18 protein-coding genes are annotated in these 16541 nt (G+C 28.9%); all 18 read right to left on the minus strand.

Annotation, left to right across the window (positions count from 1 at the left end):
* Positions 1-46: 46 nt before the first annotated feature.
* The 18 genes from BQ5344_RS09715 to BQ5344_RS09800 all read right to left on the minus strand — a co-directional run bounded on the left by BQ5344_RS09715 (position 47) and on the right by BQ5344_RS09800 (position 16531).
* On the minus strand, positions 47-328 hold the full coding sequence (locus BQ5344_RS09715; protein WP_071125148.1) for an HU family DNA-binding protein: 282 nt from the start codon (positions 326-328) through the stop codon (positions 47-49).
* 325 nt (positions 329-653) lie between these two features.
* On the minus strand, positions 654-1319 hold the full coding sequence (cmk, locus tag BQ5344_RS09720; protein ID WP_071125149.1) for a (d)CMP kinase: 666 nt from the start codon (positions 1317-1319) through the stop codon (positions 654-656).
* Between the two features lie 121 nt (positions 1320-1440).
* Positions 1441-2364: a 50S ribosomal protein L11 methyltransferase gene (gene prmA / locus BQ5344_RS09725; RefSeq protein ID WP_071125150.1), complete on the minus strand. Its 924-nt coding sequence runs from the start codon at positions 2362-2364 to the stop codon at positions 1441-1443.
* Positions 2365-2381: 17 nt separating this feature from the next.
* Positions 2382-3161, minus strand: coding sequence for a TIGR00282 family metallophosphoesterase (locus BQ5344_RS09730; protein WP_071125151.1), 780 nt, complete (start codon positions 3159-3161; stop codon positions 2382-2384).
* Positions 3162-3365: 204 nt separating this feature from the next.
* Positions 3366-4940, minus strand: coding sequence for a ribonuclease Y (gene rny / locus BQ5344_RS09735; protein WP_021769401.1), 1575 nt, complete (start codon positions 4938-4940; stop codon positions 3366-3368).
* A gap of 12 nt (positions 4941-4952) precedes the next feature.
* Entirely contained in the window at positions 4953-5354 is a 402-nt protein-coding gene (locus BQ5344_RS09740) for a hypothetical protein (protein WP_036071057.1), read from the minus strand.
* Between the two features lie 90 nt (positions 5355-5444).
* A complete protein-coding gene (locus BQ5344_RS09745; RefSeq protein ID WP_036071063.1) occupies positions 5445-6308 on the minus strand; it encodes a lysophospholipid acyltransferase family protein in 864 nt (287 codons plus the stop codon).
* A 73-nt stretch (positions 6309-6381) separates the two neighbouring features.
* Positions 6382-6645: a 30S ribosomal protein S15 gene (gene rpsO / locus BQ5344_RS09750; protein WP_021769398.1), complete on the minus strand. Its 264-nt coding sequence runs from the start codon at positions 6643-6645 to the stop codon at positions 6382-6384.
* Between the two features lie 111 nt (positions 6646-6756).
* Positions 6757-7254, minus strand: coding sequence for a TlpA family protein disulfide reductase (locus BQ5344_RS09755; protein WP_021769397.1), 498 nt, complete (start codon positions 7252-7254; stop codon positions 6757-6759).
* 132 nt (positions 7255-7386) lie between these two features.
* On the minus strand, positions 7387-8775 hold the full coding sequence (locus tag BQ5344_RS09760; RefSeq protein ID WP_071125152.1) for a tetratricopeptide repeat protein: 1389 nt from the start codon (positions 8773-8775) through the stop codon (positions 7387-7389).
* 93 nt (positions 8776-8868) lie between these two features.
* On the minus strand, positions 8869-10770 hold the full coding sequence (gene metG, locus BQ5344_RS09765) for a methionine--tRNA ligase (protein ID WP_071125153.1): 1902 nt from the start codon (positions 10768-10770) through the stop codon (positions 8869-8871).
* Positions 10771-10834: 64 nt separating this feature from the next.
* The gene (locus BQ5344_RS09770) at positions 10835-11509 is read right to left on the minus strand and encodes a lysophospholipid acyltransferase family protein (protein WP_071125539.1); all 675 of its coding nucleotides are present in this window, start codon (positions 11507-11509) and stop codon (positions 10835-10837) included.
* Positions 11510-11646: 137 nt separating this feature from the next.
* Positions 11647-12207, minus strand: coding sequence for a TetR/AcrR family transcriptional regulator (locus BQ5344_RS09775; RefSeq protein ID WP_021769393.1), 561 nt, complete (start codon positions 12205-12207; stop codon positions 11647-11649).
* Positions 12208-12244: 37 nt separating this feature from the next.
* On the minus strand, positions 12245-12766 hold the full coding sequence (locus BQ5344_RS09780; RefSeq protein ID WP_071125154.1) for a dihydrofolate reductase: 522 nt from the start codon (positions 12764-12766) through the stop codon (positions 12245-12247).
* A 117-nt stretch (positions 12767-12883) separates the two neighbouring features.
* Positions 12884-13753 (minus strand): thymidylate synthase, encoded by an 870-nt coding sequence (thyA, locus tag BQ5344_RS09785; RefSeq protein WP_071125155.1) that lies wholly within the window; start codon positions 13751-13753, stop codon positions 12884-12886.
* Positions 13754-13804: 51 nt separating this feature from the next.
* Complete coding sequence (locus BQ5344_RS09790) at positions 13805-14266, minus strand: tRNA (cytidine(34)-2'-O)-methyltransferase (protein ID WP_071125156.1); 462 nt, start codon at positions 14264-14266, stop codon at positions 13805-13807.
* 49 nt (positions 14267-14315) lie between these two features.
* Positions 14316-14885, minus strand: a complete 570-nt coding sequence (gene ruvC, locus BQ5344_RS09795; RefSeq protein WP_021769389.1) for a crossover junction endodeoxyribonuclease RuvC — start codon at positions 14883-14885, stop codon at positions 14316-14318.
* A 65-nt stretch (positions 14886-14950) separates the two neighbouring features.
* A complete protein-coding gene (locus BQ5344_RS09800; protein WP_071125157.1) occupies positions 14951-16531 on the minus strand; it encodes a hypothetical protein in 1581 nt (526 codons plus the stop codon).
* Positions 16532-16541 lie beyond the last annotated feature (10 nt).

Genomic DNA, 16541 nt, shown 5'->3' on the forward strand with positions numbered 1-16541 from the left:
ATTTTTCATTTAGAAATAGCCTTTCCATTAGTTTGTGAAGTAAAAATTATTTTCCTTCTGCTACGCTGTCAGCTAATTTTTTACCTACTTTAAACTTAACAACTTTTTTTGCAGGTATTTTAATTTCTTTTTTAGTTTGTGGATTAATTCCTGTTCTTGCTGCTCTTTTCTTTACTTCGAATGTTCCCCATCCAACAAATTGAACTGAATCTCCGTTTAATAAAGTTTTTTCAACTGTTTCTAAAAATTGGTTTACCAATTCTTCAGATCTTTTTTTAGTTTCTCCAGTTGCTTTTGCGTAAGCATCTACAAATTCTTTTTTTGACATATTAATCAAACCTCCAATTTTTTTCTTCTTGCAAATTACTAGACTATTATACACTATTTTAAATATTTGTCTAGTGTTTTTTTTAAAATTTTTCATTTTTTTCTATTTTTTTACATTTCTATGGATTTTCTAATTTAAAAAAAATGTAAATTATGCTAATTTTTATACTTAAAAAAATTATATATATGGATAAAATAAGTTTTCGTTTTTGAATTAAATTTATATTATCGTATAATAATTTTTATAAAAATACAAATTAAGTATTCGAATAATTAATTTTCTAAAATTATTTACTTAAAATATAATTTAAAACTAAAAATTGATGTTATTTTTTAACTTCAATATTGTTAATTTTTTTTCTTACTATATTCAAAATTTCATTTTTTACTTCCTCAATATTTTTAGAAGTTGTATCCACTTCAATTGCGTTATCCGCTTTTTTTAATGGACTTTCTTTTCTTGTAGAGTCAATTTCGTCCCTTTTCAAAATATTTTCATAAATTTCTTCAATTCTAACATTTTCGCCTTTTGCAACAAGTTCCTTGTATCGTCTATTTGATCTTTCCTTCGCATCTGCCACCAAAAATATTTTTACATCTGCATTTGGAAAAACAACTGTCCCAATATCGCGTCCATCCAGAATAACATTTTTTGATTCTGAAAATTTTCTCTGTAAATCCACCATTTTCTCACGAACCTCACGTATCACCGCAATATCAGATACATTTTCCGAAACAACAGGCTTTCTAATTTCCTCACTCACATCAATATCATCCAGATAAAAGCCATTTTCCTTAATGTCAATGTTCAAATTATCCAGCATTTTTATAATTTTGTCTAAATTACCCAAAATCCCATCATTTAAAGCCTTTAACGTAACAAGCCTATACATTGCCCCTGTATCAAGATAAACAAGTCCCAGATCCTCTGCAATCAATTTTGCGATGGTACTTTTTCCGCTTCCAGCAGGACCATCAATAGCAATTATCATATTTTCCTACTTTCTATTTTATTATTTTTATTCCATTTTCTATTTTTACATTTTAATTATTTTAAAATTGAAAATTTTGACTATTTCACAAAAATAACGAGATTTTTCAACTTTAAATCAATTAGTTTTTATATTTAAAAACAAGTGACACCCAGTTATTTTTTTCTTTTCTGTCAATTTGTTCTAAATTATAATTCCCAGCCTTTTTCACAAATGTCTCTTCTTTTTCGCTCAAAATTCCAGAAAAAATAACAGTTGCACCTTTTTCTAGAGTTTTTTCTATATCTTCAAGCAATTTTTCCAAAACATCCACCAAAATATTTGACACAACTAAATCATATTTTTCACTTACATCATCTACCAAATTTCCAATTATCACTTCAAAATTATCATTTATATCATTTTTAGAAAAATTTTCCAAAACCACATCTCTAACTTTTTCATCAATATCAATTCCAACAACTTTGTTCACACCTAATTTTTTCCCAATTAACATTAAAATACCTGAGCCACACCCTATATCCAGTAATTTCTTTTTACTTTTGCAATATTTTTCCAAAAACTCCACACACAAAGATGTCGTTTCATGTGTACCTGTCCCAAAAGCAAGACCTGGATCAATTTCAATTACAATTTCATTATTTTCTGGTTCATACTTATCCCAACTTGGTTTTATAACAATATTGTCAGTTATGTTTACAGTGTGAAAATATTTTTTCCACTCATCTTGCCAGTCTTCGTCATTACATTTAGCTGTATAAATTTCATACATAAACTCTGCATCTGAGTTCTGAAATTCGTTTAAATTATTAAAAATAATATTTAATTTTGTATTTGCAAATCTATTGTCAACAATGTATCCAATAATACTCCAAACCTCATTTTTTAGAGAGAAATTAGCATTATAATCAAGTACATTTTCAGAAAAATAATCAATAACTTCTATCTGTTTAATTCCAATTTCATCAAACATATTTACTAATTTTGTCTTCGTTTCTTCTAAATTATCTGAAAAATAATCTACTTTTACTTTTATCCATTTCATTTTTTTATTTTCCTTTTTTATATTTCGTCATATCCCATATTTAAACGTTTAATTGATACTGCCTTGCCAGTCTTTTCATTTACTTCCAGTTCAATACCATTAATTCTTAAATTTTCTTCACATACAGAGTATCTTGTTGGCATTCCATCCTTAAATCTTTGTATACTTTCCCTTCTGTTCATTCCCAGAATACCATCATGTCCTCCAGTCATCCCTATATCTGAAATATAGGCAGTTCCTCCAGGTAAAATTCTCTCATCTGCTGTCTGTGTATGTGTGTGTGTTCCGTACACTGCCGACACTTTTCCAGACAAGTTCCAACCCATTGCCTGCTTTTCTGAAGTAGCTTCTCCATGAAAATCAAGAATAATAATATCTGTTTCTTCCTTAATCTTCGGTAAAACTTCCTCTACTGCCAAAAATGGGCAAGCAATCGGAGGCATGAATACTTTGCATTGTGCATTTATAACTGCCACTTTCACTCCATTTTTTTGAACAATTGTATAACCGTTTCCTGGTGCTTCCTTCGTATAATTTATTGGTCTAATCAGATTTCTTTGCTCATTGATATAAGCGTAAATTTCCCTTTTATCCCAGCTGTGATTTCCAAGAGTGATAACATCTGCTCCTCGCCCAAACATTTCCTTTGCAATCTTTACATTTATTCCAAATCCACCAGCTGAATTTTCTCCATTTACAATGATAAAGTCATAATTCTGTCTTCGTTTTTCCAAGTATTTAAACAATGTAGTTCTGCCTGGTTTACCGACAATATCACCAATTATTAAAAATTTCATGTAAAATCATCCCTTTGCGTCTCAAATTTATCTAATATTTATTATACTACATATTATCATTTTTTTATAGTTTTTCTTAATTTATTTTTTCTATATTTTAATTTTTCAATTTAAAGTTTATTTTATTATAAAAAGAGCCCCCAGAATAAAAATTATCTCAAAGATATTTTTAACGGATAAGCTCTCTTTTTAATTAGTTTTTATTTATTTTGCATATTCCACAGCTCTAGTTTCCCTAATAACAGTAACTTTTATCTGTCCTGGATATTGCATTTTCTCTTCTATTTCTTTTGCTACATCTCTAGCAAGTATCGTAGCTTTATCATCATCAATATTATCTGGATGAACAATTAATCTTAGTTCCCTACCAGCCTGAATTGCATACGAACTTTCAATTCCTTCATGACTATTAGCAATTTCTTCCAATTGTTCTAAACGTTTTAAATAATTTGATAATGTTTCACGTCTTGCTCCTGGTCTTGATGCTGAAATCGAATCAGCTGCTTGTACTAACACAGCTTCTATGCTTAACTGCTCAACTTCATTATGGTGAGCTTCTACAGCATTTATTACAATTTCACTTTCTTTTGAAAATTTTCTTAAAAATTCTCCACCATTTAAGGCGTGAGATCCTTCCTGCTCGTGTGAAAAAGCTTTTCCAATATCATGCAGTAATGCTGCTCTTTTGGCTATATCTACATTTGCTCCTATTTCTGCTGCAAGAGCTGCCGCTATATGTGCAACTTCTATTGAATGTTGTAAAATATTTTGTCCAAAAGATGTTCTGAATTTTAAACGCCCAAATACTTTTAATACTTCACGTGGCAATGTTGGAATTCCAACTTCAAGAATTGCCTGTTCTGCTGCATCCAATATACTTTCATCTACTTCATGCTGTGCTTTTGCTACAACTTCCTCTATTTTTGTTGGGTGAATACGTCCATCTGAAATCAGTTTTTCAAGTGCGATTCTTGCAACTTCTCTTCTAACACCATCAAATGATGATAAAACAACTGCTTCAGGTGTATCATCAATTATTAAGTCAACTCCTGTTGCTGCTTCTATGGCTCTAATATTTCGCCCTTCACGTCCAATGATTCTACCTTTCATTTCCTCACTTGGAAGTTGAATAACAGAAATTGTTGAATCAACCACATAATCCGATGCTGCCTTACCAATTGCAGTAGAAATAATTCTTTTAGAAATTCTATCTTTTTCTCTATCAAGATTATATTCATAGTCTCTTATTAATACAGCTTTATCATGATCCAGCTCATTTTCAAGTTTAGTTAAAATGATTTTTCTAGCATCTTCCTGAGTAAGTTCAGAAATTCTTTCAAGTTCTTTTTCTTCATTTGCAATCATTTCGTCTAATTCTTTTTCTTTGCGAGATAATTTTTCACGATATTTTTCTGCTTTTGCTTCTTTCTCTTCTAGACGTTCCATTTTCGTTTCTAATGTTTCTTCTTTTTTTGCAATTCTTTCTTCTTTTGTAGCAAGTTCTGATTTCATTTTTTTTATCTCGTCATCTGCTATTTTTTTCTCATTTAATAATTCTTCTTTTACCTTTAATGTTTCTTCTTTCCTAAACGATTCAATTTCTCTTTCAACTTCTTTTTTTGATGTCTCAAGTCTTCTTTTAGCATCAATGATTTTTAATTCCAGTTCGCTTAGTTCTCCATATTTTTTCTTAAATATTGAACTTCCAAAAAAATAAGCTATAAAAAAAGTCAAAAAAGAAAAAATAACAATCAACAGAATAGTTATTGATATGTGCATTTTTCTCCCTTCTTATTTTTTTTCAGCTACATTTGAAATCTTCCAAGTATTACCATCTGTTTTCTTCCAAGTTAATTTATAATAATTACTTTCTGTTGCAAAATTAATTACCATCAGGCTATTTGCCTTATTATTTGATACGACATTTACATCAGAAAAAACAAATGTCAATCCCGAAAGATCGTATTCTTGCATTTTTTTTACAATAATATTATTTTTAAATGTAGGTAAAAAAATTTCTTTTAATTTATCATATTCATTTAAGCTGGCAGCTTCTTTCAAATCTTCAGTAACTTTCATTATCTCAGTACTAATAACATTTGTTTCTGCACGAGACATTTTGTTAGTAGAAGCAGTTAAACTAGTACAGCTTGTAAGAATTAACAAAATAAATAGACATAAATATTTTTTCATATTTTCCTCCAAAAACTTCGTCATTTAATTTTATCACAATTTTTCCACATATTCAAGTTAGAAAAAATAAAATTTTTGCTTTTTTTCGCTTTATTTTTTCTTATTTCTCCATCTATTATGCTGCCACATATACTGCTCTGGATATTCTCTAATGATTTCTTCAAATTCATGATAAATTTTTTGCATATTATACTGCATTGTTTCCTTCAATTTTGCTTGTTTTTCAATTTCAATAATTTTTTTATTCTTGACATGAATTACATCTCCATCAAATATAGCATAAGCTAATACTATGGGTATCTTATGTTTAATTGAAAGTAACACAGGTCCTGCTACACCAGTCGTTTCTCTTCCAAAAAAAGTTACATTCACATCTTTTCCATAGTGATCTGAAGCCAGTGCAATGATCGATTTTTCATTTATTGCACTTCTTAGTGCATCACTATCATGTAATGGTAATGAATTAAGCCCTCCTTTTTCACGCCATTTGGTCATCAAATCATTGATTTTTCTATTTTTCTGATTTCTAAATACTGCATAAAACTTTCTAATATTTCTCATCTTACTTCCAGCTTCAAATCCACCTAAGTGAAGTGACACTATTAATACAGCCTTTTCATTATTCTCACAAGCCTGTTTCATAATCTCATCATTTTCCACAACTGTATTGCCATTCTGTGTAATTTCCTCCAAAAAAATGGAAGTCATAATCATTTTTCCCATTGTTTTATAGGATTCTTTCGCAATTCTTTCTATTTCTTTCTCATTTTTTTCAGGAAAAGCATTTTTTATATTATCTATAGCAAGTAATCGTCGTTTTTTTATAGCATAATAGGCAATTATTCCAAAATTTTCAAAAATTTTATATCTCATTTTAAGAGAAAAAATTGACAAAACTTTTTTTAATAAAACAACAAAAAATCCTGTTATTTTCTCACTTACTTTATATTCCATTTTATTTTTAAACTCCTTAAAATTTATTTTCAAAAAAAGAGCATACATAAAATACGCTCTTTTATCTTAATTACTATTTTCTGATTCCTAGTTTTCCGATTAATTCTCTGTAATCGTCTACGTTTCTATTTTTAATGTAGTTTAATAATCTTCTTCTTTTACCAACCATTTTTAATAATCCTACTCTTGAGTGTACATCTTTAGGATGTGTTTTCAAGTGAGCTGTTAAATGGTTGATTCTGTCTGTAATCAATGCTACTTGGACTTCAGCAGATCCTGTATCTTGTGCGTTCTTACCGAATGCTTCAATAATTTCTTTTTTTGGTTTTAATGCCATTGTATTTCCTCCTAATAATTATTATTTAAACCAAGAATATAGCGGCAAACTTATATTCATAGTATAAATTCAAGTGTTATTCTATCACATATTTCTTTTTTTGTAAAGAATTTATTTTGCAAAACTAGCTGTTAATGAATCAAAATCTACAGGTAACTCAAGAGTTTCCTCAACTTTTTCATTATTTATTTTTACATTAAATGGAAATCCTGTAACATTAAATCCTCTTGCAATTGCACCACTTTCATCATAATATATTGGGAATGTATATTGATTATTTTTTACATAAGTTTGAACCTTTCCAAGGCTTGATTGATTATTTGTGAACACGACTACAACATTTACTTTATCTTTATTTGCATCATAAAATTTTTGTACTTCTGGCATTTCTTCTTTACAATGAGGACACCATTCAGCCGCTACAATGAATAATGTTTTTTTACCATTATTCAGTATTTTTCCACTATCAATTGTTTTACCATTTAAGTCCTTTAATTCAAAATTAGGTACTTTTCCTTTTCCATCCACATCAATACTAAATTCCTTTGAACTTCCACAAGATACTACAAATAGTAGAAGCAAAGACATCATTACAATTATTTTTTTCATTTTTTCTCCTTAATTTATTTTTTGTTGTTCAAAACAACATTTTACTATACAAGTATACACTATATTTATTAGAATTTCCTATAATTTACCTAAGCTAAAAGATAATATTGAAATAACTTCTGAATCTATTTTTTAATTTGTTAAATAAGCATCAAAAATTTCTCCAATATCATAGCCATTTTCCTTTGCAACTTTGAAATAGAATTTTGATTTCTGCTTGTTCTTTTTGTTATAATAATAAACTCCCAAATTATAAAAAGCTGTCGTATTAAGCTTTGCAGCAGCTTTTAAATTCAAAATTCTTACCATTTTATCAGTTTCAGGATAGTAAAGACTTAAATCAACCATTGAATAATCATCACCGCTATTTGCAAGTCTTTCAAGTATTTTTTTTGCTTCTTTACTTTGTTTTATTCCTACTTCTTCAGCTTTTGCAGGATTCTTACTTGTTTCCATATCTTCCAAGATATAAGCAAGTTTATAACCTGCAGAAATTGAACCCAGCGAATATGCCTTATTGTAAATATTTCTAGCTTTTTTTATTTCCTTTTGAGTTTCGTATAAACGTCCCAGATAGTTCATTGAATCAATGTCGTTTTTATTTGCAGCTCTCTGGTAAAATTCTTCGGCTTTTGTAAAATCTTTTAAATTTTCATAAATAAATCCTTTATACCCTAAAATAAGAACTTCATCAGAATTTGTATCATCTAGTATTTTTAATGCCAGATCATAGTTCTTTTCGCCTTTTACAAGCCTAGATGCTAGCTCAAATGCTGCTAAATAATATTTATTTTGTGAAAATACCTGATTATAAATTTGTACTGCTTCTTCTTCCTTATCGTCATTTTCCAAAAGTTTTGCTTTTGCATAAAGTGCTGGTGAATAATTTTCAGACAGAAAATCTTTTAGGATGTCGTATGCTTTTTCAGGATTTGAAACTTTTTCTAAAACTAATGTTCCTAGTTCCTTTTTTTCTTCCGTCGAAATCGTTCCCTCATTTAACTTTTTATTTAATTCTTCTATACGTTTATAAAAATTCATCATATTTTTATTATATTCATAAGAATAAAGAGCATAAATTTCTCCAGCATCTTTACCTTTTTTTAAATATTCCTGTGCTTTTGTAAACTCCAGTTTATTTTCGTAAATATTTCCAATCATATAATACGCTTTTATATTCCCCTGCTTTGTTGCACTTTCGAGTAAATCTAGAATTTGAGTCTCATCTCCGTTAGTCTGCTGCAATAAAAGTGCCTGATAATATTCGGCAATCCCTTTGCTTTTTTTCATATATCTATTAAAAAACATTGTTCCATTTTCAGCAAGATAAGTGTAGGCAAGTCCGTAAATATCTTCATTTCCTAATTTTGCTGATTCATTCATATTTTTCATTATATGTTCGTAGTCTTTTTTTTCTAAAATTCCAATAAGACTTTTTTCAAGTGCATCATAACCTGTATCAGTTTTTGAGCAAGATACTGAAAGCAATAACACAAATAATATATTTATCCATTTTTTCATATTTTTATCACATGTCCTATTCGTTTAAAAATTGTTCCCCCCGCTTTTTTGTTCTTTTTTTAGTTTACAAATTCAGATTCATACTCAAACTGTTTATTTTACAGTTGTTCCAATTTTTACCTCATCATTTATAACTACCAATTTTGTTTTTTTCTTTTCTGTAGTTGTTAAAAGCATTCCTTGTGACAATTCACCTTTTAACTCAACTGGATTTAGATTTAATACAGCCTGTGCTTTTTTTCCGACTAATTCCTGCTCATTTGGATACCATTTTGCGATCCCAGAAATAATCTGTCTCTTCTCTTTCCCTGTATTTACAATGAATTTTAACAATTTATCTGCATTTTCAATTTTCTCTACTTTTTCAATTTGAACAACTTTTATTTCAATTTTATTAAAATCATCTATTGTAATTGGATTTTCAATTTTCAAGTTTTCATTGTAGTCTTTTTTAGGCTCTTCTTCCAGCTCAATTCTTGGGAACAATGGAACTGCTTCATTCAATTTATTTCCAGTAGGATAGCTTTTCCATTCTTTTATGTCGTCCAGATGTAATTTTGTCACATCCTTGTCAAGTCCTAGCTGATTTATCATTTTTTGTGCAGTTTCTGGCATAAATGGCGAAATCAGCACTGCAATTTTGTAAAGTGAATCGACTAAGTTGTACATAACAGTTGATAGCCTGTCCTTTCGGCTTTCATCCTTTGAAAGTTTCCAAGGCTCACACTCATCAATATATTTATTCATCCTTGAAATAAATTTCCAAATGTCTTTTAGTCCTTCAGAAAATTGATAATTATTTATATGTTTATCTAAATCAGTCAATGTACTTTGCCACAATTCCTTAACTTCAATATCAAAACTTTCTTCAACTTCATTTAACACAACTTCTGAGTTAAAATATTTCTTTTGCATTCCAATCGTTCTATTAAGTAAATTTCCCAAGTCGTTTGCCAAATCGGCATTTATTCTCTGAACCATCGCTTTTTTAGAATAATCAGCATCCTGTCCAAAAGTCGCCTCTCTCATCAGATAGTACCTAAAAGCGTCAAGTCCGTATTTTTCAACTTCTTCCTCTGGATTAACAACATTTCCAAGTGATTTTGACATTTTTTCACCTTCCACAGTCCACCAACCATGTGCTGCAATCGTATCAGGCAACTTTATTCCAGCTGACATAAGCATCGCAGGCCAGATTATAGCATGAAATCTCAAAATATCCTTCCCAACAACATGATTTACAGTTCCATTAGTCCAGAATTTATCAAACTGCTCTGTATCATTTGAAAATCCTGCTCCTGTCAGATATATATTCAAAGCGTCAAACCATACATAAATTATATGTCCTTCTTCCAGGTCTAATGGTATTCCCCAATCAAATGTAGTTCTTGAAATTGATAAATCTTGAAGCCCTTGCTTTATAAAGGCAATTACTTCATTTTTCTTTCCTTCTGGCTTTATAAAATCAGAATTTTTTTCAATATGTTCCAATAACGCATTTTCATATTTGGATAATTTAAAAAAATACGAAGTTTCTTTTACATCAATAACTTCTTTTCCCATATATTTTCCATCAACAAGCTGATTTTCAGGAACAAAAGTTTCTTCAGAAACACTATATTTACCAACATACTCTCCTCTGTAAATATCCCCCTTGTCATGCACTCTTTTTATTATTTCTCTTACAGTTTTTAAATGTCTTTCCTGCGTCGTTCTTAAAAAATCTGTATTTGAAATATTTAACTTTTCCCATAAAGTTGTGAAATTAAGAGACATTTTATCTACCCATTGCTGTGGTGTAAATCCATTTTTTTCAGCTGCTTCCTGAATTTTCTGTCCATGTTCATCGACTCCAGTCATAAAGCCAACTTCTTTCCCAGTTAACCTTTTGTATCTGGATACAACATCACATATTATAGTTGTGTAAGCTGTTCCTACGTGCGGTGCGGCATTAGGATAATAAATTGGCGTTGTTATGTAAAATGGTTTTGACATTTTTTTTCCTCCTTCTGATTTTATAATATTTATGTCTGTAGTTTTATATTTTTAAAGTTATTATTTATGTAAAACTTTCTTCTTTAAAGTCAACATTTTTGTTTTTATTGTATTTTTTATTGTAAATTTCAAATGCCTTATTTCCAGCCTGATGTATTTTTTCTTTTACTAATTTTATTGACTCTTCTAAAGTTGTTTCCTTTGTTAAGTAAAATGGCTCTGCAACATAATGAACACATCTAGAAAATGGAACAGGTATTTCAAGTTTGTCCCACATATTCTTAAAAATCCACTTTTTACTGCAATAAGAACTAACTGGAACGATTGGCATTCCTGTTTTCTGTGCTATAAAAATTGCCCCTGCCTTAGGCTCAAAAATAGGTCCTCTTGGTCCGTCTATCGCAATTCCAAGTGTATAATCTTTTTTAGCGTATTTCATAGCTTCTTTTAAACTTTTTATGTTATCTCTATTCGAGGATCCTCGAATAAGCTCATTGCACTCTCTTTTAAGAAGTTCAGCCAATATCTCACCATCTTTTGACGCACTTACAATAGAAGCTTTTTTCTTAATAATTCTGGTGGCGTTACACACTGTAAAAATTTTTCTATGCCAGAAAACGATAATATTTGGACTATTCATTTCTACTCCATCCGCATAAAAATATTCCTTTCTTGTCATAAAACTAAGTATTCTATATACAATGTGAAGAATTGCACCTAAAAATTTATATTTATTCATTTTTTCTCCCATTATTTTTAAATTATCCTCAAATCCCTTAATAAATTAATAGTTTAATATTAAGTAAAATAATCATAACTTTTCTTATATTTTTAGATTCTTGAAAATTTGTTTAAAGCTTATTTAAAATAACATTTTTATATTTGCATTTTAAAATGTTTTGCTATTTCTGAAATTTTACTTTCTATCACTTCGTTAGTTTCATTTTTTCTATAATTATCATCAAGTCTTGTACAAAGCAAAGTTGCATAACCAAATAAAAAGTACCATATTTTATTTACAGCTTTTTTGGCTTCTTCTTCCTCCAACGCTGGAAAACTTTCCAATAAATTTTGTTTTGTCAAAAGTTCATTTAACGTTTCTTCATAAAGTTTTTCAAATCTTTCTGTTGTATCTAAAAAAATTGTCCTGAATAATTCCTTTTCTTCTCTTGCAAAAATTGCAAAACCAATCGCACCACTCAATATTTTTCTTTCAGAATAATTTCCATATAAATATTTTTTTAATTTCTCTTTACACACATTTATAATTTCTTCCTTTAATTCATCAACTGTACTAAAATTAAAATAAATCGGTGCTGTTGAACATTTTAAGTAATTAGCAATTTTCCTGACACTAATATTTTGAAACCCCTCTTTTTTCATCAATTCATATCCCGCCTCAATCACTACTTCCTTCGTAAATTTAAGCCTAGACATATTTTCTCCTTTTCAGATTTCCATTTGTTTATAATTTTTATACATTAATTTTTTCATAAATGCAAAATTTCCAGCCATCATAGTTTTCTTCTGTCAAAGTTACCCATTTATCCAACTCTATTTCTGGAAAATAAGCATCTGCCTCAGTATCAGAAAAATCAATATGGCTCATATAAATCCTTTTTATAATTCCCATTTCAAGAAATTTTTTGTAAATCTCCCCTCCGCCAATAATAAAAATTTCTTCTGTAAAATCTTTATACTTTTCAATAACTTTTTGAAAATCGTCATAAAATTCCAGCTTAGTAGTTTCGTTTTCATATTTTTTTCTATCTTCTTTAAATTTCTCATCCGTTTCCAAAAAATTCCTAGATAAAACTATATTTGTTCGGTTTGGTAAAGCTCTACCTATACTTTTATAAGTATTTCTTCCCATAATAACCGTCTTTCCTGTCGTTATTTTCTTAAAGTTTTTCAAATCTTTAGGAATATGCCACAAAAGCTGATTATTTTTCCCAATTTCATTATTTTTCCCAACAGCGACTATTAAGCTAAACATAAACATCACCTTTCTGCTGTATCTTATTTTTTATACTAAAACTACTCTAAAATCCAAATAAGAATTTAATTTGATTTCCACTTAGGTTTTAAAGAAGTTTTAGTATAAATTTTTGGATTAAACTGCAACTTCAAATTTAATTACAGGATGGCTTTCATAATTTTCTAACGTAATATCCTCGAATGTCAATTCATTAAATGGCTTATCTGCAATATTAATTTTGGCAAGTTTTAACGGTTCTCTTGTCAGTTGCTCCTTTAGCCCTTCAATATGATTTTCATAAATATGAGCATCAATTATTGTATGAGCAAATTCTCCAACTTCATATCCACATTCTTTTGCAATCATCATTGTAAGCAATGAGTAACAAGCTAGATTAAACGGTATTCCTAGTGCAATATCTCCGCTTCTTTGTGTTAAATGACAGTTAAGTTTATTCCCAAGAACATTAAACGCAAAAGTATAATGACATGGCGGTAATTTACTGATTGTTGCATTTCCTGGATTCCAAGCCAAAACTATCATTCTTCTTCCATTTTTGTGATTAGGATTTGTTTTCATTTCCTTCAAAGTGTCAATAATATACTGAATCTGGTCAAATACAAGCTGCCCATTTTCTTCTCTAGTTACCCAAGGATTATTTTCATCAGCAAAAACTTCTCCATCTAACGAAATTTCAGGCACTGGATACCTTCTCCAGAATCTTCCATAAGCTGTTTCGAGTCTTCCTTCCTCATCCGCCCAAGCATCCCATATTTTCGTCTTTTTTCGTAAGTTTTTAATATGCTCTTCTCCTGATAAATACCAGAACAGCTCGTGCAACATCGAGTTAAAATACATTTTTTTTGTTGTCAAAAGGGGATAACCCTCGCTTAAATCTACTTTATATGAATAAGCAAAAGTAGAAATTGTATCAACTCCTGTTCTGTTTTCCTTTTTTATTCCATTGTCAAGTACATACTTAACCATATCCAGATATTGTTTCATTTTCTCTCCAATTCTATTTTTCTTACCTATTTTAATTTTATAAGACTTAAATTAATATTCAAAATTATTCTGTCTTAAAGCCTCAAACAGCACAATCGCCACAGCATTTGACAAATTCAGCGAACGTCCAAGCGGAAGCATTGGGATTGTAATATTATTTTCCTTATATTTATTTAATATTTCTTCTGGTATTCCACGTGATTCAGGCCCAAACATTATATAATCGCTGTCATTAAATTTTACATCTGTGTACCTTTGTTTTGTTTTTGTTGTTGCAAAATAGATTTTTGCATTACTGTTTTCGATGTTTTCCTGCCAGAAGTGTTCCCAGTTTTCCCATACAAAAAGCTGTACGTCTTTCCAGTAATCCAATCCTGCACGCTTTATTTTCTTATCATCCAGTTCAAAACCGAGGGGTTTTATTAAATGTAATTTTGTGTTTGTTAAGACGCAAGTTCTTCCTATATTTCCTGTATTTACGTGAATTTCTGGATTTAATAGAACTATGTTCATTTTATCTACCATTCTTTCTATTTAAGTTTATTTTACCATACAAATCTATTTATTTCATCAATTTTTTGTAATCTTCTAGTTTTATTCGATTAGAAGTGATTTTATTTAATTTTTTGGTAATGTTATCTCCTCTATCAAAACCACCAAATCCTATTTTTGAATTAATGTGGGTAATTGCTATGGCAAGTGCATCTGCGGCATCATCAGGCTTTGGAATTTCTTCCAATTTTAATATTAATTTTACCATTTCCTGAATTTGTTTTTTTTCAGCTCTACCATAACTTGCGATTCCCATTTTTACTTGAAGCGGAGTGTAACTGTATAAATTCAACTTATTTTTCTGCCCTACTAAAGTTATGACTCCACGAGCCTGTCCAACTTTTATTACTGTTTTTTGATTTTTAAAGAAAAATAAGTCCTCGATAGCCATATCAGTCGGTTTCCATAATTTTATTATATTTTCCAATCCATCATAAATTTTTTCTAACCTTATTGGCATATCTTCATCTTTATCCGTAAAAATACAGCCATAATCAAGTGGCGTATATTTTCCATTTTCATAATCTACAATGGCATATCCCACTATCGCTGTACCAGGATCTATCCCCAAAATTCTCATATTTCTCCTAGTCTAAATATTGTGTTTTTTATTATATCATACTCAACGGATGTATGCAAATTTCACTAAAAATTTTTTTCTATATAATTTTTGGCATAATCCACATAACTGTTCAAATCAATATCAGCATAATTATCAAATTCATCTACACTCGTTTTGACCTTTTTTACTTTATAAAGACTACTGTTTATATCACCAAATCCGTATTTTTCATAATATTTTTCTTGTTTTTGAATAACTACTTTGTTCATTCCAGTTGTAGCAAAATATAATCGGTATTTTCTAAATTTATCAAGGACTTCCTTGCTTTCAAACATCATTTGTCCGTTTTTATCACAAGCGTAAATATCTTCGTAAACCGATGCATACATAAAAAATATATCTGGATTTTTTATAAAAATTTCCTCTACAGCCGTCATCACATCTTTTTTTTCCCAAAAATATAATTTAAGCACTTCTGCTATCCATATATGATTTTTTGGCATAATCAGCTTATTGTAGCGATATTCATTTGTTCCCTTTACTTTATCCTTTATTTTATACAAAATGGAATTTTTATTTTTCAAAAAATTATCTACATCAGTTATATCAAAAATATTGTTATACTTCTCATTTATTTGAATTTTTATTTTATTTAAAATTTCATCATTTACATTTGTTATAAAAATATTATTTTCTGATGTTGCAATTACATCTATATTTTCTTTTGCAAAAACTCTTTTTATCCGTTTTACAATACTTGTCCTGTATCTATTTAGTATATCTTTTGAAAATGAAGACTTTAATAAAAGTTCTTCTGGTATCTTCTTTATTATTTTTTTATCTTTTCCAGAAAAAAGTTTATTGTCAATGAGCCATTCGTATAAATAGTCTTTTTTTATTGATAATTTGTACACTTTTTCCTGCAAATAATTATTATAGTCATTCATTTTCATTTTAACTGAATAATTTATTTTTGGCTGACTGGAAGAAGAAGTTTCACCATGTAAAAGCAAAGTTATTAATTTATCATTATTATAATTTAAATATTTTATTTTCTTTTTAAGCTTCATATTGTTACTGTAACTTCCATTTGTAATTATATTCAAAAGATTTTCCTTTTCATCCCAGTTACTTTTTTCTTTTATTATAAAATTGTACATTTTTTCTGTTGCTAGTACATCCTGCAGGCAATAGTCAATCACTTTATCCACAATTTCATCATATATATTTTTTTTAATTACGTAATTAAAATTGGCAAAATCCTGTTCCTCAATATTATCCCCACAATTAAACTCAAATCCTTTTACACCTAGATTCAAATTATATTCATACGCCAAGTCATACGAGTAAAACTCATGATTTTCATTCTTATACTCATCCTTTGGCATGTTCCTTATTATTTTTAATTCATTATTTAATTTTTTCCTGTTTACATTTGTATTTCTATATTTTAAAAGATTATTAATTACAATATCATCAAATCCGTGTCCTGCATAGGAAATTAGCACATTTTTAGAAACTATATCGTAAAAAAGTTTTTTCTGACGGTTAAAATTATCTGAGTCAATAATCAGGATTTTATCATCATTTAATTTTTTTAACACAACACAAAAATAATTTGGAAAAACTTCAATATCAAATACATATTTATTTGACTTCTTCATATATTATTAT

The organism is Leptotrichia massiliensis, from assembly GCF_900104625.1.
GTDB classification, from domain to species: domain Bacteria; phylum Fusobacteriota; class Fusobacteriia; order Fusobacteriales; family Leptotrichiaceae; genus Leptotrichia; species Leptotrichia massiliensis.